Raw genomic sequence first — 22,359 nt, 5'->3', positions numbered from 1 at the left:
AATTATTTATTGATGTTGTTTATCATACCATTAAAAACGAACCAATGAAAAGGCATTACTGAGTACCAATACAATCTGCCAGCCAAACCACGAGGCCTAAAAGTAGCTGTTTGGTATAAAATTCCTTTTTCGATTTTAAATTCTAGCCAAGCTTCACCAGGTAAAATCATTTCTGCATAGAGTAGTAGTTTGCCTTTTTCTTTATCCGCATAAATTACGCGCCAAAAATCTAAAGCATCACCAGCATTTAATTCTGTAGGATGTCTTCTTCCTCTACGCAAACCAGCTCCTCCAAAAAGTTGATCTAAAAAACCACGGATTTTCCATAGAAAAGTGCCATAATACCAACCTGTTTCTCCACCAATTGCCCAAATTCTATTTAAAGCGCGCTCTTTGTCTTTTATATTTCTTTTCTTAAAATCTCTAAAACATCCATATTTTGGAACATTAATAAATTCATCAACATAATTTTTAAGTTTTCCACTACTTACATAAGAATCTTTCCAACTAGAAATAATGCTGTTTTGCTCAATTTTATTAAAAGCCAATTGTACAGCTTCTTTGTAACACATAGGGTTAATATCAAGTATTTGATTGATGTTACTTTTTTTACCAATAACTTCTACACCCATAGAGTTTACTAAAGAAGATGCTAGTTTGTATGAAGTTGAGGTTACAAAATACAACCAATAAGAAGATAATTTTGCAGTCATTACAGGCACTGTTATAATTGATCTTTTTAGTTTTCTAACGGCTGCAAATTGCAAAAGCATTTCTTTGTAAGTTAGAATTTCTGGTCCAAAAATATCGTAAGAAGTATTGTACAATTCTTTTTTAGCTAATGCTTTTTGTAAGAATGATAAAACATCTCTAATCGCTAAAGGTTGAGTTTTGGTATTTAACCATTTAGGTGCAATCATTGCTGGCAGTTTTTCTACCAAATCTCTAATAATTTCGAAGGATGAACTCCCTGAACCCACAATAATTCCTGCTTTAAAAGTGGTCAAAGCATATTTTTTAGAAGCTAATGTATTTTCTACATTTTTTCTTGATAATAAGTGTTTCGAAAGTTTTGTGTCGTTTGTAATTCCGCTTAAATAAATTACTTGTTTTATGGATGTTGATTCTGCAAATCGTTTAAAATTAAACGCACATTTTTCTTCTAAAACATGGAATTCTTTTGCAGAATTAGACATAGAGTGAATTAAATAATAAGCAGCATCTATGTTTTTAGGAATTAGATTTAAAGATTTTGCATCTAAAAAATCAGCTTCAACTAAATGTATATTTGTTTGATCTTTGTAGTAGTTTTCTGCTCTTTTTTTATCTCTAACAGGGCACACTATAGTATGACCATCGTTTAATAATAAAGGAATTAAACGTTTGCCAATATAACCAGTTGCGCCTGTTACAAGAATTTTCATAAGCTATTTATTTGTTTTAGGTCTTTGATAACCCAATTGGGTTTTAAACTTAGGAATTGCATAAGTATCTAACCCATTTATAGCAGCTACGTTTCCTTTAGATAAGTTGATTAAACCATCTTCTTGTAGTAATTTATCTTGAACATATAGTTCTTGAATTTGAGCTACAATCAACATAACATCATTAGAAGGAACATAAATTTCTTCTATAAATTTCATGTTCATTTGTACTGGTGCATTTTTTACAAAAGGAGCTTTGAAATTTCCTTTAAATTCAGGTTCTAGATTTGTCATATCAAACTCAGAAATATCTGCAGGATATTTTGCAGAAGTATGATGTGCATCTTCTACAATTTCTTCCCAAATATGATTGATTGTAAAATAACCAACGTCTTTTAAGTTTTGATGCGTGTTTCTTGGCACAGTTGTAGGTCTTAAAATAAAACCCAAAGTAGGTGGGTTAGAGCCCAAATGTGTAACAGAACTAAAAACGGCAACATTAGTAGTTCCATCTTTAGAAATAGAGCCAATTAAGTTGGCAGATTTAAAGCCAGAACAACTGTTTATAAGGTTTATCTTATAAATTTTTTCTAAAGCATTAATGTCATCAAAATTAAAAAAAGCCATTACAAATTGTTAAAATTATTAATCACTACATTTTTAGCTTTTAAATCGTGCATTAAATTATACAAGCCAAAAAATGTTCTGTTGATGTAAATAAAATGTTTAGAACCTCGATTACCATTCATGTTTTTAAGCTCTGTACTTTTTGCGTATTTCTGACCTAAATCTGAAATTTTTCCAAAGAAAACTTCATCAGAAAAGTCGAATTTTTCTTGTTGAAAAGGTTGGGTAAATAAGCTTAACATTTCGTGAAACATAGCTCTAAAAAAATCTAATTCTTCTTTAGAATCATCTTCACGTAAAATTTCTAATTCAAATAATTTTTGTTCAAAATAAACAGGATCAGAAATGTTTTCTTGTTTTGCCAATTCAAAATAAGGCACATAAAAACTATTAGGAATGGTTTTCATACAGCCAAAATCGATTACAATTAAATCGTTTTCTGGTGATATTAAAAAATTTCCAGGATGTGGATCTGCATGAACTTTCTTTAATTTATGGATTTGAAACATGTAAAAATCCCACAAAGCTTGTCCTAATTTATTGGCAACTTCTTGATTTTCTGTGTAAAATTCAGATAAATGTACGCCATTCATCCAATCCATAGTTATAATTCTATCCGAAGATAAATCTGAATAATAATTTGGGAATTTTAAATTGGGTATGTGCGCGCAGGCTTTAACAATGGCTTTACTTTGTTCTACTTCTAAAATATAATTGGTTTCTTCAACCAATTTATTTTCTACTTCTTTAAAATATTTATCAGAATCTTTACCTTTAATATTAAACATTTTAATAGCAATTGGTTTTACCAAAGCTAAATCTGATGCAATACTTTCTGCTACTCCTGGATATTGAATTTTAACAGCTAATTTTTTTCCATCTTTTTCAGCTTTGTGAACTTGGCCAATACTAGCTGCGTTAACAGAAACTGAGTCGAATTTATCATAAATTTCGTTCGGATTTTTACCAAAATATTTTTTAAAAGTTTTGGTTACCAAAGCAGGAGATAAAGGAGGTACAGAAAACTGAGAAAGCGAAAATTTTTCTACATAAGCTTGTGGTAAAATGCTTTTTTCCATACTTAACATTTGTGCTACTTTTAAAGCACTTCCTTTAAGTTGTTTTAAGCCATCGTAAATATCTTCTGCGTTGTTTTCGTTTAATTTCGATTTTGCTTCGTCTTCGGTTTTGGTAATTTTATCACCATAATATTTTAGGTAATTTACCCCAATTTTTGCTCCAGTAGTAACTAACTTAGAAGCCCTCTGAATTTTAGAAGTTGGTATAGAATCTATTGTTTTCATAGGCTTTTAATTAAAGTTAACTTTTTCTTTTAGGATGAATTTCCCAAAATCGATAATGCTTTTCAGCGGTTTTATATCCATTAAATCAAAACGAGCGTTGATGGATTTTTCGATAAAAATATCTGTTTTTTCAAAAGAAGCAGAAGTATCATCCAACCAAAATTTCATAGTCACTAATAAGTGAAACCAAGAAGATTCTTGTATGCTTTTATCTTGAATTTTTTCTAGCTTTTCTTGTTTTAAATCTAATTTTTCTATGCCCAAATTTTTGATGTAAGCGATAAAATCTTCACGTAATTTTTTTAATGATTTTAACTTTTTAAAATCTTTTTGGCTGTCTTTTAAGGCATAAACTACATAACTTCTATTGGCAGTTAAGATTTCGAAAAACGTAAAGTAAAAACTTAATAATTTGTTTCTTGCATCAAAATTTTCATAGTCTTCACTTTTTGCTAAAACATTAATGGTATGATGAAAGAATTCTGAAAATATGGCTTCTTCAATCGCTTCAAAAGAAGCATAAAATTTGTAAAAATCACTTTCTTCAAAATTATTGTCTTTTGCAAAACTAAAAACAGATTTTGGTTGATGATTGTTTTCTAAAACAAATTCCATATATAATGAAATAATGTTATCTTTTGATATTTTATCTTCTGTAGCCATAATTATTTATTTTGTACAAAGATACAAAATGTTTAATTAATTTTTAAATAAGTTAAACAAAAATTTAAAATGTAATATAACAGATAATTACAATCAGAAATTAGTAAGAATATGAGTTTCAAAAAGGGAATTTGAAAGTAGTTTGGCTTTTATTTTTTTATAAATTTTATGGCTTTGTTTACTTCTTGTTGAGGTAGTTTACAAGTCCCAAAATTACAGACATAAATGTAGGTTTCATCTTTAATAAATTTATTTTTTAATAAAGGAATTGTATTATTGTTTTTGATATCTCCAGCCAAAATTACATTTGGATTGTAGAGGCTTAAAAGAGCATCATTTTTTAGTTTTGCTTCTTTACCTACAGTTGCAACCTCATAAAAAGGTTTGGTGTAATTTACCATTAAATGTAACCAATTGCTATAACCAGCAGCACTTTCTAAAACATCAGTATGCATGTTGTTTAGCATTTGATGTGCAATTTTATTATAGTTTTCATCAGCAAAATATAGGCTTAATTTAAATAGGCTATTAGCTAAAATTGAATTTGGTGAGGCAATAACATTATCAATCACTTTTATTTTTCTAGAGATTAAATTGTAGTCTTTGTTAGAAATAAAATAAAACATAGTGTTCTCTTTATTAAAAAAGTGTGTTAAGCAATAATCCATGAGTTTTTTAGATTGCCTTAGCCATTTTTCATTTAAGGTAACTTCGTAAAGGTTTAGAAAAGCATCAATTAATGTGGCATAATCTTCAGAAAATGCGCGAATAGAAATCTTTCCGTTTTTATAATTTCTATAAAGCGTTCCGTCTTTTTTTAATTGATTTTTTAAAATAAAATTGGCGTTTTTTAATGCCGATTTTAAATAATCTTCATTTTTTAAAGCTTTGTAAGCATCTGTATATCCTTTTATCATTAAGGCATTCCAAGATGTTAAAACCTTATCATCTAAATTTGGTTTGTTTTTTAATTCTCTTGCATTTTTTAAAGTTTTTTTCCAATCTTTAACTAGTTTGTTAAGTGCATCCGAAGTTATTTTATGCTTTTTAGAAAAATCTTTATTCGAAATTTTTCTGATTAAAACATATCTTTCTTTTTTCCACAAACCAAAGTCGTTAATGTTGTAATATTCTTTAAATAAAGGATACTTATTTTTAATCAAACTTTGTAATTCTTGAGCAGTCCAATAATAATAATCACCTTCTTCTAAATCATTTTTGTTGTTTTTACTATCAGCATCTAAAGAAGAAAAAAATGTTCCGTTTTTATCTGTAAGTTCTAGTTTTACAAAGTTTAAGGTTTCTGTAATTACATCTTTATACTGTGGATTTTTATTTTGTTGATACGCTTTGGCATAAAGACTTACTAATTGAGCATTATCGTAAAGCATCTTTTCGAAATGTGGAATATGCCATTTTTTATCTGTAGCATATCTAGAAAACCCACCATTAATTTGATCGTTAATACCACCATATGCTAATTTTGTGAGTGTGTTGTCTATGTGTTTTTGCACCTTTTTATCGTTAAATTGATGCGCGTATCTCAATAAAAAATCCAAAGAGTTTGGCATTGGAAATTTAGGACTATCTATAGAACCACCATAAATGGTATCAAAATTTTGTTGCCACTTTAATACAGCTTTAGAAATATTAGATTCTTTAAAATTGATGTTCTCTTTTTTAAGTGTAATTAATTCAGAATTTTTAATTCCATCTGTAAGCTTATTTGCAAAATTGATAGCTTTTTCAGGATTTTCTTTATAAAGTTTAGTGATGTTTTGCAAAACACTTTTCCATTGTTCTTTGGTAAAATAGGTGCCACCAAAAATGGGTCTTCCATCAGGTAAAGCTATGCAATTAAGAGGCCAACCTCCACTGCCTGTCATTAACTGTACAGCATTCATATAAATATTATCAATATCTGGCCTTTCTTCTCTATCTACTTTAATATTGATAAAATTAGTATTCATTATTTTGGCAATAGAATCGTTTGTAAAACTTTCTTTTTCCATAACATGACACCAATGGCAAGCAGAATATCCAATAGAAATAATAATTAATTTATTTTCTTTTTTGGCAAGTTCTAAGCTTTTTGGATTCCAAGGTTTCCAATGCACAGGGTTATTGGCATGTTGTAATAAATACGGACTGGTTTCAAATTTTAGTTCATTTCCATTGTTAGATTTTTTAGAACAGCTCCATAAAAAAAGTACACAAATTAATAATAAGAAGTTTGTTTTAGAATTCAATTTTAGCTGTTTTTAATAATGATTACAATAAAAATGTGATGTGTACTAATGTATTATAAAACTGTAAATTATAAAATTCTTTTACTATAAAATCTAAAGCAAGGAGTATAACAGATGTGCTATTCTGTAGTAAAACCAATGTTTTTACAAAAAAAATGCAACAAATGTTTTAATCTTAGTAGAATAAGTTTTACTAGTATTTGCCCTTAAAAAGTAGTTTTATAAAAAAAACAATACCATATTAAATTAAAAACATGAGAGTACCGTTTAAAAAGAATATCATCGTTTTTATTTTATGTCTTAATATAACTTGTATACTGGCACAAAATAAAATTCCTAAAATTCAAGTAGAAAAAGGTGAAGCAACAACAGCATTTATAGAGGCAAAAATAGATAGTATAATTGCTGTTTTAACCTTAGAAGAAAAAGTTGCAATGACGCATGCGCAATCTAAGTTTAGTACAAAAGGAGTTGCAAGATTAGGAATACCAGAAGTTTGGATGTCTGATGGACCACATGGAGTTAGAGAAGAAATTAGTTGGGATGCTTGGGAAAATGCAGGTTGGTCTAATGATTCAATTACAGCTTTTCCTGCTTTAACCTGTTTAGCTGCTACTTTTAATCCTGAATTGGCCAATAAATACGGTTATAATTTAGGAGAGGAAGCAAGGTATAGAGAAAAAGATGTGTTACTAGGGCCAGGTGTAAATATTTATAGAACCCCTTTTAATGGTAGAAATTTTGAGTATTTAGGCGAAGATCCTTTTTTGGCATCAACAATGGTTGTTCCTTATATAAAAGGAATTCAAGAAAACGGAATTGCAGCTTGCGTAAAACATTTTGCTTTAAACAATCAAGAACATTGGCGAGATAAAATTAATGTAGAAGTTAGTGACAGAGCTTTACACGAAATTTATTTACCTGCTTTTAAAGCAGCTGTACAAAAAGGAAATGTTTGGGCTTTAATGGGCGCTTACAATAAATTTAGAGGGCAGTATACAACTCACAACAAAATTTTACATAAAATTCTAAAAACTGATTGGGGTTTTGATGGTGTTGTAATCAGTGATTGGAGTTCAGTGCACTCTACTAAAGAAGCTGCTTTGTATGGTGTAGATATGGAAATGGGAACAGGTACAGATGGTTTAGGTACTACAACTTCTAATCATTACGAACATTACTATTTAGCAACTCCGTTTTTAAAAGCGATTAAAAATGGAGAATTAAGTGAAGATTTGGTAAATGATAAAGTACGTAGAATTTTACGTTTAATTTATAGAACCAATTTAAATCCAGATAGAGGTTTAGGAAAACTAAATACAAAACAACATCATAAAGTAGCAAGAGAAGTTGCAGCAGAGGGCATTGTTTTATTAAAAAATCAAGATAATTTTTTTCCTATTCAAGATAAAGAAGGAATAACTATTGCAGTTATTGGAGAAAATGCCACAAGAAATATGACGCAAGGTGGAGGTTCTTCTCAATTAAAACCACTTTTCGAAATTTCTCCTTTACAAGGATTAAAAGAAAGGTATAAGCATGCAAAAATTATTCATACTATGGGTTATGAATCTGGTCCATCTGTATACGATGCAACCATTCCTGCAGCTTTAAATCAAGATTCTTTGTACGTAAAAGCAATAGAAGTGGCTAAAAAAGCAGACATTGTATTGTTTGCTGGCGGATTAAACAAAAGTTATCATCAAGACAGTGAAGGTGATGATAGAGAAAATTTTGCATTGCCTTATGGACAAGAAAAATTAATAAACAGCATTTATGAAGTTAATAAAAACTTAGGTTTTTTATTATTAACAGGTAATGCTGTAGGAATGAATTGGCTGCCGAAAACAAAAGGAGTTATACAGACTTGGTATTTGGGTAGTATGGCTGGCTATGCAATTGCAGATGTTGTTAGTGGTGATGTAAATCCTTCAGGTAAATTACCATTTTCTTTTCCAAAAGAATTAAACGATAATGCAGCGCATTCTTTTGGAGAAATTTCATATCCAGGAAATGGAGTAGATCAAGAATATAAAGAAGATATTTTTGTGGGTTATAGATGGTTTGATACAAAAAAAATAGAACCACAATATGCTTTTGGTTATGGTTTATCTTATTCAAATTTTACTATTTCTGATGTAAAAATCAACCAAGCAAAATTCAATAAGAACGATAAAATTAAAGTAACCTTTAACGTAACAAATACAGGTGATAGAGAAGGAGCAGAGGTTGTGCAAGTTTATGTAGGTAAGCCTAAATCTAAAGTTAAAAGAGCATTAAAAGAATTAAAAGGATTTGCCAAGATTTCTTTGGATAAAGGAACTGAAAAAACAGCTTCTGTTACTATTAACGCTTCAGATTTAGCGTATTATAATACAGAAATATCAGATTGGTCATTAGAAAAAGGAACTTATTATTTATATGTAGGTAACGCTTCTAATAACATCAAAAAGAAAATTAAGTTTATTATTTATTGATTTTTATTGTTTATTAATGTTGAAGAACAGTGTGAATTTATTTACACTGTTTTTTAAATTTTTTATCCTATGAAAAATAAAATATGCTCAAGTCTCTTCATCATTGGATGTTTTTTGGCTTGTAATTCAAAACAAAATTTAAAAGAAGAAAGGTTTAATACTCAATGAATAGCGAATAATGTAGATCGTTTATTGGTGAAAAAAACGTATTTTTCTTCTAACGGATTTAAACTGCCATATCGTTTGTTTATTCCTAAATTAAATAAGAATAAAAAGCTTCCTTTGGTAATTTTTTTACACGGAAGAGGAGAAAGAGGAACAAAAAACGGAAGTGAAATTTATAGAAATGCAGGGTTTATAATGAATAAGAATTCATTAATAACACCAAAATCTCAAAACAAATATCCTTGTTATGTTTTGGTTCCTCAATGTTCTGACAAAACAGAAAATGAAGAATGGGCAAAATGGATTGGCAATTCTCCAGAAACACCTTTTAAAGGTTTAGGTAAAGATGGTGCTTATCAAATAAATCCAATACCTTCTGATTCTGGTAAAGCAACTCTAGAATTAATAGAGCAATTAATTAAAGAAAAATCAATTGATAGTTCTAGAATATACATAACAGGTTTATCTATGGGCGGTTTTGGTACTTGGGATTTTATAGCAAGAAAACCCAATTTATTTGCAGCAGCAATCCCAATGGCTGGGTATTCAGATCCTAATCAAATACAGAAAATAAAAGAAATCCCAATTTGGATTTTCCACGGAAATAAAGACAAATGGAATCCTGTAGAAGGTTCTAGGAATATGTACAAACTTTTATCAGAAATTAATGCTGATGTAAAATATACAGAATACAATTTAGGGCATGGAGCTACTTTTAAAAAAGCATTTCAAGAGCCAGAATTCATACCTTGGCTGTTTTCTAAATCAAAATAATAAAATAATTTATGCTTAAAAAAATATCAATTGTTACTCTTTTAATTCTGATCATTGCTTGTAATTCATCAAAAAAAGAAAGCGAAAAAGAAGTGAAATCTAACAACATAAAAACAGCAACTTTAGCTTATAAAACAAAAGCAGTTTTAGGAGAAGGAGCTATTTGGAATTATAAAACACAAGAATTGTATTGGGTAGATATTGAAGGCAAACAGTTAAATGTTTTCAATCCAAAATCAAAAGAAAACAAAGTTTTAAAAACCAAATCTAGAATTGGTACAGTTGTTCCTTTTACTAAAGAAGAAGCTTTAATTGCATTAGAAGATGGTGTGCATAAAATGAATTTAAATTCAGGAGAAAGTACTTTGTTTACAGATATGAAAAACGAATTGTCAGGTAGTAGATTAAATGATGGTAAATGCGATCCTGCAGGAAGATTTTGGGTAGGTTCTATGCATTTTAATCAACTTAAAAATAAAGCGAATTTGTATACAATTACCTCAGAAAATATATTGATAAAAAAGGTAGATAGTGTAACAATTTCTAACGGAATTGTTTGGACATCAGATAAAAAAACGATGTATTATATAGATACACCAACATCATCTATTAAAGCTTTTGATTACGATAATAAAACAGGAGAAATTACAAACGGAAAAGTAGTTGTGCAGATTCCAGAATCTTTAGGTTTTCCTGATGGAATGACTATAGACGAAGAAAATATGCTTTGGGTAGGTATGTGGAATGGTAATGCAGTTATTCGTTTTAATCCTATAAATGGTAAAGTTATTTCTAAAATTGAAGTTCCTGCTCATAATATAACTTCTTGTGCTTTTGGTGGCGAAAATTTAGATATTTTATACATTACTTCTGCAAGTGTAGATATGACAGCAGAAGAGGTTAAAAAATATCCCTTAGCTGGTTCTGTTTTTAAAATAAAACCTGGAGTTAAAGGCGTAAATAGTAATTTTTATATAGAAAATAAATCAACGAAATAAATTATATTATGAAAAAAATAGTCCTTTTATTACTATTAATAGTAACACTTATAAGTTGTAAAGAAAATCAAAATTCATCTTTTGTAAAAGACACAAAGCATGAAGCAAAGATAGAAGCTTTACTTGCTAAAATGACTTTAGAAGAAAAAATTGGGCAAACCAATTTAAGAGGTGTTTCTAGCAGAGCAACTTCTTTGCCAACAGATTTAAAAGAGTCTGTAAGAAAAGGAAATGTAGGTGCTTTTTTAAATATTATGAACCTAGATTATGTAGACGAATTGCAAAGAATTGCTGTTGAAGAAAGTCCAAATGGAATTCCGTTAATTTTTGGTAGAGATGTAATTCACGGTTTTAAAACAATGTTTCCAATTCCATTGGGATTAGCAGCAACTTGGGATGCACAAATAGTAGAAAAATCTTCAGAAATTGCGGCTTACGAAGCTTCTGCTTATGGTATAAGATGGACGTTTGCACCCATGTTAGATATTGCAAGAGATAGTAGATGGGGTCGAATTGCAGAATCTCCAGGAGAAGATCCGTATTTAGCAAAAGTTTTAGGTGCAGCTTATGTTAAAGGCTTTCAAGGCGATGATTTAAGTAGTTCCTACAGAATGGCAGCTTCAGCAAAACATTATATTGCCTATGGAGCAGCAATAGGAGGTAGAGATTACAACACAGTAGATATAAGCGAACAATTGTTAAGAAATGTGTATATGCCACCATTTAAAGCTGCAATAGATGCTGGTTCTGCAACTGTAATGAGTTCTTTTAATGAAATTAATGGAATACCAGCAACAGGAAATGAGTTCTTATTAAAAGAGGTTTTAAGAGGTGAATTACAGTTTGATGGTTTTGTAGTTAGTGATTGGGATTCTGTTATAGAAATGGTTGCTCATGGATATGCAAGTGATGAAAAACATGCAGGAGAATTAGCTGCTAAAGCAGGATTAGATATGGAAATGACTAGTACAGCCTATGAAAACCATTTAAAACAGTTAATCAAAGAAAATAAAGTTTCTATAGAAGAACTGAATGATTTTGTTCGTAATATTTTACGTGTAAAATTTAGATTAGGGCTTTTTAAAAATCCACATAGAAATAAAGAACATTCAGGAAATTTTTATGCAGAAAATCATTTAAAAGAAGCTAAAAAAGCAGCAATTAAAAGTACGGTATTATTAAAAAATAAAGAATCCATTTTACCACTTTCAGAAAAAACAAAAGTGGCAATTATTGGGCCTTTGGCAAATGCGCCTCACGAACAATTGGGTACTTGGGCTTTTGATGGCGAAAAAGAACATACAAATACACCATTAGATGCGTACCATAAAGTGCATTCAAATTTTAGTTTTGCAAAAGGTTTAGGGCATAGTAGAGATCATTCTAAAAAAGGTTTTAAAGAAGCCATATCCATAGCAAAAAAATCTGATGTTATTTTATTTTTTGGTGGAGAAGAAGCGATTCTTTCTGGAGAAGCACATAGTAGAGCAAATATAGATTTACCTGGTGCTCAAGAAGAATTAATCAATGAACTGGCTAAAACAGGGAAACCTATTGTTTTGGTAATTATGGCTGGTAGACCCATTACAATTACAAATATTATTGATAAAATAGACGCTGTTGTTATGGCTTGGCATCCAGGAACAATGGGTGGAGAAGCTTTGTACGAAATTATAAACGGAATAAGTTCACCTGAAGGAAGATTGCCAGTTTCTTGGCCAAAAACTGCAGGCCAGTTGCCTTATTTTTACAATCATAAAAATACAGGGAGACCTGCAGATAGTATCAATTTTGTACCAATTGATAAAATTCCTATTGGCGCTTGGCAGAGTTCTTTGGGTAACGATTCTCATTATTTAGATGCTGGTTTTACTCCCCATTTTCCTTTTGGATATGGATTGTCTTATACAACTTTTAAATATTCTGATATTTCTATATCTAAAGAAACAATTCATTTTGATGAAGATTTAGAGGTGAAAATAGCAATTACAAATACTGGAAAAAAAGCAGGTAAAGAAATTGTGCAGTTATACATTCAAGATGTTGTAGGTAGTATTACTAGACCTGTAAAAGAGTTAAAAAGGTATCAACAAGTATTTTTAGAAACAGGAGAAACCAAAGAAATTGTTTTTAAAATTTCATCTAAAGATTTAGAGTTTGTCAATCATAAATTAATAAAGAGTGCAGAAGAAGGGAGTTTTAATCTTTGGGTTGGTCCAAATGCTGCACAAGGTTTAAAAACCGCTTTTTCATTAAAAAAATAATCCTTTTTTATGATTGATTTTACACTGATTGCAGCTGTTTTTATCGGAATTGTAATTTTACTTTTTCTTATTTTAAAATTAAAAATTCCGGCTTTTATAGCCTTGTTAATTGCTAGTATTGCTGTTGGTGTATTTTCTGGAATGGATCCTTTAGAAATCATTACTACCATAAAAGAAGGTATGGGTAGTACTTTGGGTTTTGTGGCAACTGTAGTAGGTTTAGGTGCAATTTTTGGAGCCATTTTAGAACATTCTGGAGGTGCAGAAGCTTTGGCAAATTATCTATTACATAAATTTGGAGAAAAAAATGCGTCTTGGGCATTGGTAATTACAGGTTTTTTTATTGCAATTCCTGTTTTTTTCGATGTTGCTTTTATCATTTTAGTGCCTTTAATTTATTCTTTACAACGTAAAACTAAAAAGTCTTTATTGTTGTATGCAATTCCCTTATTGGCAGGTTTGGCAATTACTCATGCTTTTATTCCTCCAACTCCAGGTCCAGTTGCAGTGGCAGATATTTTAAAAGCCGATTTAGGTTGGGTAATTTTATTTGGGTTTATTGTAGGTATACCTACTGCCGTTGTTAGTGGACCATTATTTGCAAAACATATTTCAAATAAAATATTTGTTGCTGCTCCTAAAATAGAACAGAAACAAGCGCTTCAAAATTATCCTGCTGTAGGTTTAATATTGGCTATTATCGGAATTCCTATTGCTTTAATTGTGAGTAATACCGTTTTAAATAGTCCTTTGTTTGCAGAAGATACAATTCCTGTAAATATAAAAAATTGGTTGCAAATGATTGGTCATCCATTTTCAGCATTAATTATAGCCAATTTAATTGCCTGGTATTTATTGGGGATTAAGAGAGGTTATCACAAAGAAACATTATCAAAAATTACCACAAAATCTATGGAGGCAGCTGGTATTATTATATTATTAACAGGTGCAGGAGGCGTGTTTAAACAAGTATTAATAAACACAGGAACTGGAGTTATGTTGGCAAATTATTTTGCAGATAAAGGAATAAGTATTTTGTTTTTTGCTTTTTTAGCAGCTGTTGTTGTGCGTGTTTTACAGGGATCTTCTACAGTTGCAATGATAACTGCTGCAGGAATTACAGCGCCACTTTTGGCGGATACTATTACAGAAATAGACAAAGCGCTTTTGGTAATTGCTATTGCAGCTGGGGCATCAATAATGTCTCACGTTAATGATAGTGGTTTTTGGCTAGTAAGTAAATATTTAAATATTGATGAAAAGCAAACGTTTAAAAGTTGGTCTGTTATGACAATTTTACTCTCTCTTGTAGGTTTTACAAGTGTTATGATTTTGTCGTTGATAGTTTAATTGTTAATTTTTACATACTGTATTTCATCATTATTTTTACCTACAATGATGTGTTTTGTGTTGTTGATTTGTATTTCAGCCATTTCTTTTACATCACCAGAAACATAAAAACCACTTTCTAAAACCGATGTTGCTTTAAAAGTTCCATTGCCTTTTCCTTTTAAAAATAAACCATAACTCGCATCGTTTCTTGGTGTTTCTACTTCAGAATTATGGAGATTTCCAGCAATTAGAGCATCTAATTTTCCGTCTTTATCATAATCATTAACCAATATTTTTTGAATGCTCGAAAACTGAGCTTCAATAGGTAGTTGATGTATTTTAAAAGAATCGCCTTTATTTTCTAAATAAATACTTGCAAAAGATTTTACCTGATAATGTAACGCTTTTTCTAAGTTTTGTTTGCCATAAACATCAATTAAAGTTGCAGTAGAAAACTCATCATAATTTTTAAATTTATTCTTAATTCCGGGTATTTGTTGAGAGGAACATTGTCTTCCACGAAGTGGATATTGCTCGCCATCATTATAGTAACTTAATACAATATCACTTTTGTTATTTTTATCAAAATCGTTAACATAAATATCAAAAGTTTCGTTTTCTGTGGCTTTGTATTTGTAGTTTAAACCATTGTTGCCCAATATGTAATCTAGATCACCATCATTATCAAAATCACCCTGATTAATACTCCACCACCAACCAGTAGTATCTTTTGTTAATCCCATTTTTGTAGAAACATCTTCAAAAGTTCCTTTATTGTTTTTATAAATTTTGATAGACATCCATTCTCCTACAATAATAATATCTTGCCAAGAATCGTTATTAAAATCTGTGATTATAGCACTTGTTGCCATCCCTAAATCAGTAAATAATCTTGTTTTATTTTTTATGAATTTTAAATCGTTTGTGGTAGTTTTATTTTCTAACAAATAACTGCTGGCTGCAAGCGGATATTTACCAGGAACTTGTCTGCCTAAAACTAAAACATCTTGTTTACCATCTTTATTATAATCTAATTGATAAACTTTAGAACCACTTTCTGTAAGTTTAGGTAATGCATTTTTCGATTTTTCAAAATTTCCAACACCATCATTAACATACAATCTGTCTTGTAACATTGATGAATTTTGAGCATATTCATAACCACCACTAACAACATATAAATCTAGATCTCCATCAGCATCAGCATCAAAAAATAAAGACCCTAAATCTTCTGATAACTTATCTTTTTCTATAAACGGAATATTAGTTTTTATAAAATTGCCATTTTTTTGCACATATAATTGTGCAGAAATACCAAAAGAACCGCCAATAAAATAATCTTCTAAACCATCATTATTTACATCAGCAACTGCTAAAGAAGGGCCTAGAGTAGACATTTTATGTGGTAATAAAACCTGTTTATCAAAATCGTTAAAAACGTTTTCTTTATGTTTTACTTTTAGAAAATCTGTTGTTTCTGTAAATAAATTTTTTGCGGTTTTTGTTTCTTTTTTTGTTTGATGAATTTTAGAATCTTTGAGATCTATCATTAATAATTGATTGGTGAAAACGTTTTTTAAAGTTTGTTTTTTTCCATTTTGCCAAACAATTTGCAAGCTATCAATTTTCTTTTCTTGGTTGAATCCAAAGTGAAGTTCTGGCGCAACTGAAGACTGAAAACCTCTTGTTAATGTTAATTCTTGCATTTGTTTTTGATGACCTGTATACGCGTAAACTCGGTTTCCTAATCCAAATTTATTAGTAGAATTACCTTTGAAACGTATTTTTAAATAACTGCTGTTTTCTGAACTATGGTTTTTAAAAATAGTGGCTTTTTCATCAATATTATTGATAATAATTTCTAAATCTCCATCATTATCTAAATCAGCATAAGCAGCTCCGTTAGAAAAACCTTTGTGCTCTAAACCCCATTTTTTACCAACATTATCAAAATTTAAATTCCCTTGATTTTTAAACATAAAATTGTCTATTTTTTCACTAGGAATCATTTTAGTTTTTTCTAATAATGAATATTTATCATATTCTTTTTTATCTATTTTTTTAAAATAATCTTTGTTGTTTACTTCTCTTCTTGTGCCATTTGTTATGTATAAATCTTTAAATCCATCGTTATCAAAATCGGCAAATAAAGGTCCCCAACTCCAATCTGTAGAAGACATTCCTGTAAGTCTAGAAATGTTAGAGAATTTAGGAATTCCATCATCAATTAACCCTGAATTTAATTGCAAACAATTGCTCATGTATTGATAATGAAAACCATAAAAAACAGTCTCAAAAAACAATTTAGGATTCATGCTTGCCATATTTGCTTTTTGACGACGGTTGTTGTTAGATTCCATATCTACTTGAAAAACGTCTAAAAATCCATCATTATTTATGTCAGAAATATCAATACCCATTCCGTAAAAAGAAGTTTGCGAAGTTGCTTCTTTAACAACCTCTTTAAAGGTTCCGTTTTTATTGTTGATGTATAAAAAATCTGGAATGCTATAATCATTAGATACATATAAATCTTGCCAACCATCATTATTTATATCAGCAGCAGTAATCCCTAAAGAAAAACTATAATTTTTAACTCCTGCACTTTCTGTAACATCTGTAAAAAATGCGCCATCATTTCTAAACAATTTGTCTGTTTCTTTGTCAGAAGCATTTTGCATTCTGTTTTTGTAAATCATATTAGATGTTGATGGATGTGCAATAGGATAATTGGCAATATAGAGATCTAAATCGCCATCATTATCATAATCAAAAAAAGTAGATTGCACAGAGTTTGCCTCATTATCTATATGATATTCTTTTGCTTTTTCTGTAAAAGTATTGTCTTTATTATTGATAAAAAGTTGGTTGTTTTTAACGCCATTTTTACCAGCAACAGCGCAATAAATATCTAAATATCCATCGTTATTTACGTCTGCCATTGTTGCGCCTGTATACCACCTATCATCACCAGAAATATTTGCTTTTTTAGTTATATCTTCGAATTGTAAATTTCCTTTATTTAAGTATAATTTATTACTTACTTGATTGCCTGTAAAAAAAAGATCTACTAAAGCATCATTATTAATATCACCCACAGAAACACCACCACCCATATAAATTGAGGTGTATTTAAAATAGTTTAAAGAATCTGTTTCTTTTAAATTGTTGCTAAAATTAATTTTTGACTCTTCTGATAAAAGTTGAGTAAAAATCGTTTTTGTTTTTTGTTGATGCGCTTTATCAGAACAACTAAAAAGAACTAAACAAATTAGAGATATTATGATTGATTTATACATAATTGAAAAGTTTAGTAAATGTAAATAAAGCAGTATGAATTTTTTCATACTGCTTTACGATAACAAATCAAAATAAAATATTAATAGCCGGGGTTTTGATCAGCGATTGTTAACTCGCTGTTCTTATCAATTTCTGTAATAGGTATTGGAAATAAATCGTTAGTAGAAGAGTAACCAGTACCAGCTAATTCTGTACTTGCTTTTCCCCAACGAACTAAATCCCAAAAACGTTGCCCTTCGTGTGCTAATTCTAAGAATTTTTCATTTACAATAGCTTCAAACAATGCATCTCCAGAAGTTGCTGCATCTATATCTGCTAAGCCAGCTCTGTTTCTTACTTTGTTTAATTCAGTTATTGCAGCAGCATCTTGCCCAGCTTTATTATAAGCTTCTGCTGCTAATAATAAAACCTCTGCATATCTGAACAATCTAAAGTTGGTACTGTAATTTAATTCTTTTACTCCATCTTCGCTAGAATCATCTGGATTTGTAGCGTATTTAATTCTGATGGCACCTTCATAATCCCAAATAACACCACCAGAAGCTGCTGAAGCATCTACAGCACCACCTGCAGCAATTAGTTCTGCTTCTGTCATTAATGTTGCTGCTTTTCGATCTACATCACCAGCAGTTTCAAAAGCGCTTACTAACTTGCTTGTTGGTAAGTTAAAACCCCATCCATTAATTAAACCAGTACCAGTAAGATCGAAAATTCCATCACCTCTAGGACCCATTAATTGTATATGTAAATTACTTTCGTTTCTACCTCCCCAAGCAAGGTTACCCCAATCTCTAGAAGTTGTAGATACATAACCAATTTCGAATAAAGATTCGATACCAAATTCATTATTTACACTCCAAACATCTGCTGGATTTGTTTCTAAATCGTGAGCAGTATTACTAATTACACTTTGAAAATAAGGAATGGCTTCAGAATATTTTTCTTGAAAAACCAATACTTTACCCATTAAAGCTTGTGCAGCTCCTTTAGAAACTCTAAAGTTATTTGCTAAAGCACCCTTTTCTGGTAGTGAAGCAATTGCGTCTGTTAAATCTAATTGTATTTGAGCGTAAATATCTGCTCTAGAAGATTTTGCTATTCCGAATTCTTCTGCACTTGTTGGTACCGTTAAACGTAAAGGAACATCGCCAAACATGGTTGTTAACTCCATGTAAGACCAAGCTCTCATAAATTTAGCTTCTGCTAATGCATTGTCTTTATTGCTTAAGTTAGAATCTTTAATGTTTTCTATAACTAAATTAGAAAGTGATATGGTTCTGTAATAAAGATCCCAAACACTGGCAATTGATACGTTTGATGATGACACATTTGCATAATCATCTATGTTTTGTAATTGCCCTTGATCTTCTGAATTTCCACCAGCAGCATTTGCATCATCTCCAGGTAAAAGTTTTACTAAAAAAGCACTATGCCAATCTCTACCATAATTAAATTGCATTAAATCGTAAATACCTATAATGGCAGATTCTACATTTTCTTCTTCAAGAAAAAATGTTTCTAAATCTTGTACATTTAATCTTGGGTTTTCTGTAAATTCTTCACTACAAGAGTAAACCCCAAAGAAAAGAACTACAATAATTGTTAAAAATATTTTTTTCATAATATGTTGTGTTTTTTATTAAAAGTCTAGAGATAATCCGAATATTGCTTTTGCTGCTGTAGGGAAAAATCCTCTATCAACTCCTATACTGTTAAAGCTAAAATTACCAACTTCAGGATCTAAACCTTTGTATTTTGTAAAAGTGAAATAATCATCAAAAGAAACATATATTCTTAAGTTTTTAGCATGAATTCTTTTTACAATTTGCTCTGGTAAAGTATATCCAAATTGTATTTGTTTAATTCTCATAAAAGAGCCATCCTCAACCATTAAATCTGTTTGATACGAGCCAATAACACTACCTGCACCTGGATATGTAGCTACATCACCTGGGTTTTGCCATCTTTCGTTAAAAAAGTGTACAGGTTTGTTTGTAATTGCTCTAGAAGGTTGGTGGTATGTAGAAATAATATCATTACCAATTGTACCTTGAAACTGTAAATTAAAGTCGAAAGCTTTATAACCTAAGCTAATATTACCACCAAATAAAACATCTGGATGTGGAGAACCAATATTTGTTTTATCGGCATTTGTAATACCACTTACACCATCAGTATCTACAATAATTACTTCTCCTGTTGCTGGGTCTATTCCATTGGTTTGGTAACCGTAAAAATACCAAGAAGGTTGCCCTTCTGTAAACCTCGTAATTCCGTCTGCATTTTGAGGTGCACCTGCTCCTGTAAGAGATGTACCTTCTGGAACAAAAAGGATTTCTGTTACCTCGTTTTGTAAGGTAGACAAGTTTGCGTTTATGTTATAACTAAGTCCGTTTTCTGTGGTGTCTCCATAACCCAATTCAAATTCGAAACCTTTATTTTCTATGGTTCCTGAGTTAAATTCGTTAGAAACAAAACCTGCAGAACCAGGTGTAATTAAACTACCATCGTTTACAATTGCATCTCTAGTTGTTTTTTTGTAGTAATCTATAGAAAAGTTTAATCTATTATCTAATGCTCTTAAATCTACACCTAAATCTAATTGTTCTGATGTTTCCCAAACTAAGTTAAGGTTAGAATATCCTGTAATTTGTGCACCTGTACTACCTAAATAATCAATAGTTTGTCCGTTAATAATAGAAGTAATATAGGTTTTGTCTGAGTTACCACTTAAGTTACTTCTACTTCCATTTTGCCCCCAACTAGCTCTTAGTTTTAAGTAATCTAATTTAGAATCTTCTTTCCAGAAATTTTCTTTAGAAACTACCCATCCAGCAGAAAATGCAGGAAAAGTACCCACTTTATTTGCTGATGGAAATTTATCTGATTTATCTCTTCTTAAAGAAGCTTCAAATAAATATTTACCAGCATAATCATAAGAGAATCTACCAAACATAGAAACCATATTGTCTGGTGATGGGTCTATTAAGTTAATTTGAGTATTAAAGTCAGGCAAATCAAAATCGAAACCTTTAAAATCTGCAATGGATGCTGATCCACTTCTAGAGATTACCGTTTTTACTCTTGTATTTTCAGCAGAATATCCTGCTAATAATTTAAAGGAATGATTGCCAACTTCTTTTTCATAAGATGCAAAGTTTTCCCACAACCATCTTTTAGATTCTACAATATCTTGAGAACCTGTATATGCTGTATTTGCTGCTTCTGATGTTACATAATAAGGGTTGATTGTGTTTCTAGTGTCCCACTGATTTTCATCATATCCAAATCTGGTTGTAAAAGAAAAACCATCAAAAGGTTTAAACTTTAAATAAGCAGAGGTTAGAAATTGATAAGCATCTACAGTTGTTTTGTTTATTACATTTGCATATGCTACTGGATTTATTACTTCTCCTGTAGAATAACTTGGGTAACCATAAACATTACCGTTTTTATCTCTTAATAAAGGTACTCCATTATCATTTGCATTGTCTATAACAGATTGTGGTACTTGCCCATCTGCATAAGTTACTGGAGTTAAAGGGTCTAAAATTAACATGTTTTGTATTACCCCTCTTGTATCACTATTCTCTGGAATTCCGCTTTTATCAGAATTAGAATAAGTAGAATTGATACCTACTTCTAACCATTTAGCAACATCACTTTTTAAGTTTACTCTAAATGTAGTTCTTTTAAAAGAAGTATTACCTCCTTTAATAATACCATCTTGGTCTAAATGAGAAGCAGAGGTGTAGTAAGAAAATTTATCTGTAGCACCAGATAAATTTATATCATTTCTATGCATTAAAGCTGTAGAAAAGGTTTCGTCTATCCAATTTGTATCATAGCCATTATCAACAACACTTGTAATACCAGCTTCGTTCATGTATTGTACAAATTGAGAAGCATTCATTAACTCCATGTTTGATCTTAATGATTGAACACCAAATTGACTGTTGTATGAAACTTTTAGCCCCCCTTTTTTACCTCTTTTTGTAGTAATTATAACTACACCATTTGCACCTTCTGTACCGTAAATTGCAGCAGAAGCAGCATCTTTTAAGATTTCTATATTAGCAATATCTGCAGGAGCAATATCTGCAATAGAAGAAGCTTTCATTCCATCAACAATAAATAAAGGTTCTGAGTTACCACTAGAACCCGCTCCACGAATTCTAATTTTTGCACCAGAACCAGGAGAACCAGAAGAAGAAGATACAGTAACCCCAGAGGTTCTACCTTGTAAAACAGCTTCTACTCTTTGGTTAGATGAACTTTTAATTTGTTTAGAATCTATACTAGAAATGGCACCTGTTACCAAGCTTTTTTTCTTGCTTCCATATCCTACAACTACAATTTCGTCTAAAGACTCTAAATCATCTTGTAAAACAACATCAATTTTAGTTTGATTGCCTACTAGAATTGTAGAAGAATTCATCCCTATAAAAGAGAAAATTAATTCATCATTTGCAGAAACATTAGATAAAGAGTAATTACCATCAAAATCTGTATTTGTTCCTTTTTCGGTTCCTTTAATCATAACAGATACTCCAGGTAAAAGGTTTCCGGAAGTATCTTTTACTTGCCCTGTAATTGTTTTGTTTTGTGAAAAAACATTCTGCATACATAACATTAGGCATGCAATAATCGTGACTTTAAATTTTATCATCATTCATATTAATTGGTTAGTAAAAATTTTTTGATTCACAATGAAAAAACAAGTAACTTAAATATTATTAAAAATTAATATTAGTAATAAAGACATTATTACTACTAATAGGA

13 protein-coding genes are annotated in these 22,359 nt (G+C 30.3%); 5 read left to right on the top strand and 8 right to left on the bottom strand.

Annotated features, from left to right (window positions below):
* Positions 1-2: 2 nt before the first annotated feature.
* The 5 genes from ACJJVK_RS00805 to ACJJVK_RS00785 form a co-directional block, all read right to left on the bottom strand.
* Positions 3-1,424 (bottom strand): SDR family oxidoreductase, encoded by a 1,422-nt coding sequence (locus ACJJVK_RS00805; protein WP_405562297.1) that lies wholly within the window; start codon positions 1,422-1,424, stop codon positions 3-5.
* A gap of 3 nt (positions 1,425-1,427) precedes the next feature.
* Positions 1,428-2,051 carry a flavin reductase family protein gene (locus tag ACJJVK_RS00800; protein WP_405562296.1) on the bottom strand — a complete coding sequence of 208 codons (624 nt, stop codon included), beginning with the start codon at positions 2,049-2,051 and terminating at the stop codon, positions 1,428-1,430.
* Positions 2,051-3,355, bottom strand: coding sequence for an ABC1 kinase family protein (locus ACJJVK_RS00795; protein WP_405562294.1), 1,305 nt, complete (start codon positions 3,353-3,355; stop codon positions 2,051-2,053). Before ACJJVK_RS00795 ends, ACJJVK_RS00800 begins: the two co-directional genes overlap by 1 nt.
* Positions 3,356-3,361: 6 nt before the next feature.
* Positions 3,362-4,018, bottom strand: a complete 657-nt coding sequence (locus ACJJVK_RS00790; RefSeq protein WP_405562292.1) for a TetR family transcriptional regulator C-terminal domain-containing protein — start codon at positions 4,016-4,018, stop codon at positions 3,362-3,364.
* A 149-nt stretch (positions 4,019-4,167) separates the two neighbouring features.
* The gene (locus tag ACJJVK_RS00785; protein ID WP_405562291.1) at positions 4,168-6,267 is read right to left on the bottom strand and encodes a thioredoxin domain-containing protein; all 2,100 of its coding nucleotides are present in this window, start codon (positions 6,265-6,267) and stop codon (positions 4,168-4,170) included.
* A 254-nt stretch (positions 6,268-6,521) separates the two neighbouring features.
* On the opposite strand from ACJJVK_RS00785, the gene ACJJVK_RS00780 reads away from it, so the two are divergent.
* The 5 genes from ACJJVK_RS00780 (at position 6,522) to ACJJVK_RS00760 (ending at position 14,295) form a co-directional block, all read left to right on the top strand.
* Positions 6,522-8,744, top strand: a complete 2,223-nt coding sequence (locus tag ACJJVK_RS00780; RefSeq protein ID WP_405562289.1) for a beta-glucosidase — start codon at positions 6,522-6,524, stop codon at positions 8,742-8,744.
* A 195-nt stretch (positions 8,745-8,939) separates the two neighbouring features.
* Complete coding sequence (locus ACJJVK_RS00775) at positions 8,940-9,683, top strand: prolyl oligopeptidase family serine peptidase (protein ID WP_405562287.1); 744 nt, start codon at positions 8,940-8,942, stop codon at positions 9,681-9,683.
* An 11-nt stretch (positions 9,684-9,694) separates the two neighbouring features.
* Positions 9,695-10,681: an SMP-30/gluconolactonase/LRE family protein gene (locus ACJJVK_RS00770; protein WP_405562285.1), complete on the top strand. Its 987-nt coding sequence runs from the start codon at positions 9,695-9,697 to the stop codon at positions 10,679-10,681.
* Between the two features lie 8 nt (positions 10,682-10,689).
* Complete coding sequence (locus ACJJVK_RS00765; protein WP_405562284.1) at positions 10,690-12,945, top strand: glycoside hydrolase family 3 N-terminal domain-containing protein; 2,256 nt, start codon at positions 10,690-10,692, stop codon at positions 12,943-12,945.
* Between the two features lie 9 nt (positions 12,946-12,954).
* Positions 12,955-14,295, top strand: a complete 1,341-nt coding sequence (locus ACJJVK_RS00760; protein ID WP_405562283.1) for a GntP family permease — start codon at positions 12,955-12,957, stop codon at positions 14,293-14,295.
* Here the strand turns inward: ACJJVK_RS00760 and ACJJVK_RS00755 are convergent.
* From ACJJVK_RS00755 to ACJJVK_RS00745, 3 genes are all read right to left on the bottom strand, one after another.
* Entirely contained in the window at positions 14,292-17,576 is a 3,285-nt protein-coding gene (locus tag ACJJVK_RS00755) for a VCBS repeat-containing protein (protein WP_405562282.1), read from the bottom strand. The genes ACJJVK_RS00760 and ACJJVK_RS00755 overlap by 4 nt on opposite strands.
* 80 nt (positions 17,577-17,656) lie before the next feature.
* Positions 17,657-19,198 (bottom strand): RagB/SusD family nutrient uptake outer membrane protein, encoded by a 1,542-nt coding sequence (locus ACJJVK_RS00750; protein ID WP_405562281.1) that lies wholly within the window; start codon positions 19,196-19,198, stop codon positions 17,657-17,659.
* An 18-nt stretch (positions 19,199-19,216) separates the two neighbouring features.
* Positions 19,217-22,201, bottom strand: coding sequence for a SusC/RagA family TonB-linked outer membrane protein (locus tag ACJJVK_RS00745; protein ID WP_405562280.1), 2,985 nt, complete (start codon positions 22,199-22,201; stop codon positions 19,217-19,219).
* Positions 22,202-22,359: the final 158 nt, after the last annotated feature.

This window comes from Polaribacter sp. Asnod6-C07, assembly GCF_045063625.1.
In the GTDB taxonomy this organism is placed as follows: Bacteria; Bacteroidota; Bacteroidia; order Flavobacteriales; family Flavobacteriaceae; genus Polaribacter; species Polaribacter vadi_A.
Note: the sequence above shows the minus strand (reverse complement) of the source record. Positions and strands in the feature narration are given on the sequence as shown.

What these genes read in the sequence shown, in the direction of transcription:
- ACJJVK_RS00805 (WP_405562297.1), bottom strand. Translation starts at nt 1,424, where the DNA reads ATGAAAATTCTTGTAACAGGCGCAACTGGTTATATTGGCAAACGTTTA.
- ACJJVK_RS00800 (WP_405562296.1), bottom strand. Translation starts at nt 2,051, where the DNA reads ATGGCTTTTTTTAATTTTGATGACATTAATGCTTTAGAAAAAATTTAT.
- ACJJVK_RS00795 (WP_405562294.1), bottom strand. Translation starts at nt 3,355, where the DNA reads ATGAAAACAATAGATTCTATACCAACTTCTAAAATTCAGAGGGCTTCT.
- ACJJVK_RS00790 (WP_405562292.1), bottom strand. Translation starts at nt 4,018, where the DNA reads ATGGCTACAGAAGATAAAATATCAAAAGATAACATTATTTCATTATAT.
- ACJJVK_RS00780 (WP_405562289.1), top strand. Translation starts at nt 6,522, where the DNA reads ATGAGAGTACCGTTTAAAAAGAATATCATCGTTTTTATTTTATGTCTT.
- ACJJVK_RS00770 (WP_405562285.1), top strand. Translation starts at nt 9,695, where the DNA reads ATGCTTAAAAAAATATCAATTGTTACTCTTTTAATTCTGATCATTGCT.
- ACJJVK_RS00765 (WP_405562284.1), top strand. Translation starts at nt 10,690, where the DNA reads ATGAAAAAAATAGTCCTTTTATTACTATTAATAGTAACACTTATAAGT.
- ACJJVK_RS00760 (WP_405562283.1), top strand. Translation starts at nt 12,955, where the DNA reads ATGATTGATTTTACACTGATTGCAGCTGTTTTTATCGGAATTGTAATT.
- ACJJVK_RS00755 (WP_405562282.1), bottom strand. Translation starts at nt 17,576, where the DNA reads ATGTATAAATCAATCATAATATCTCTAATTTGTTTAGTTCTTTTTAGT.
- ACJJVK_RS00750 (WP_405562281.1), bottom strand. Translation starts at nt 19,198, where the DNA reads ATGAAAAAAATATTTTTAACAATTATTGTAGTTCTTTTCTTTGGGGTT.
- ACJJVK_RS00745 (WP_405562280.1), bottom strand. Translation starts at nt 22,201, where the DNA reads ATGCAGAATGTTTTTTCACAAAACAAAACAATTACAGGGCAAGTAAAA.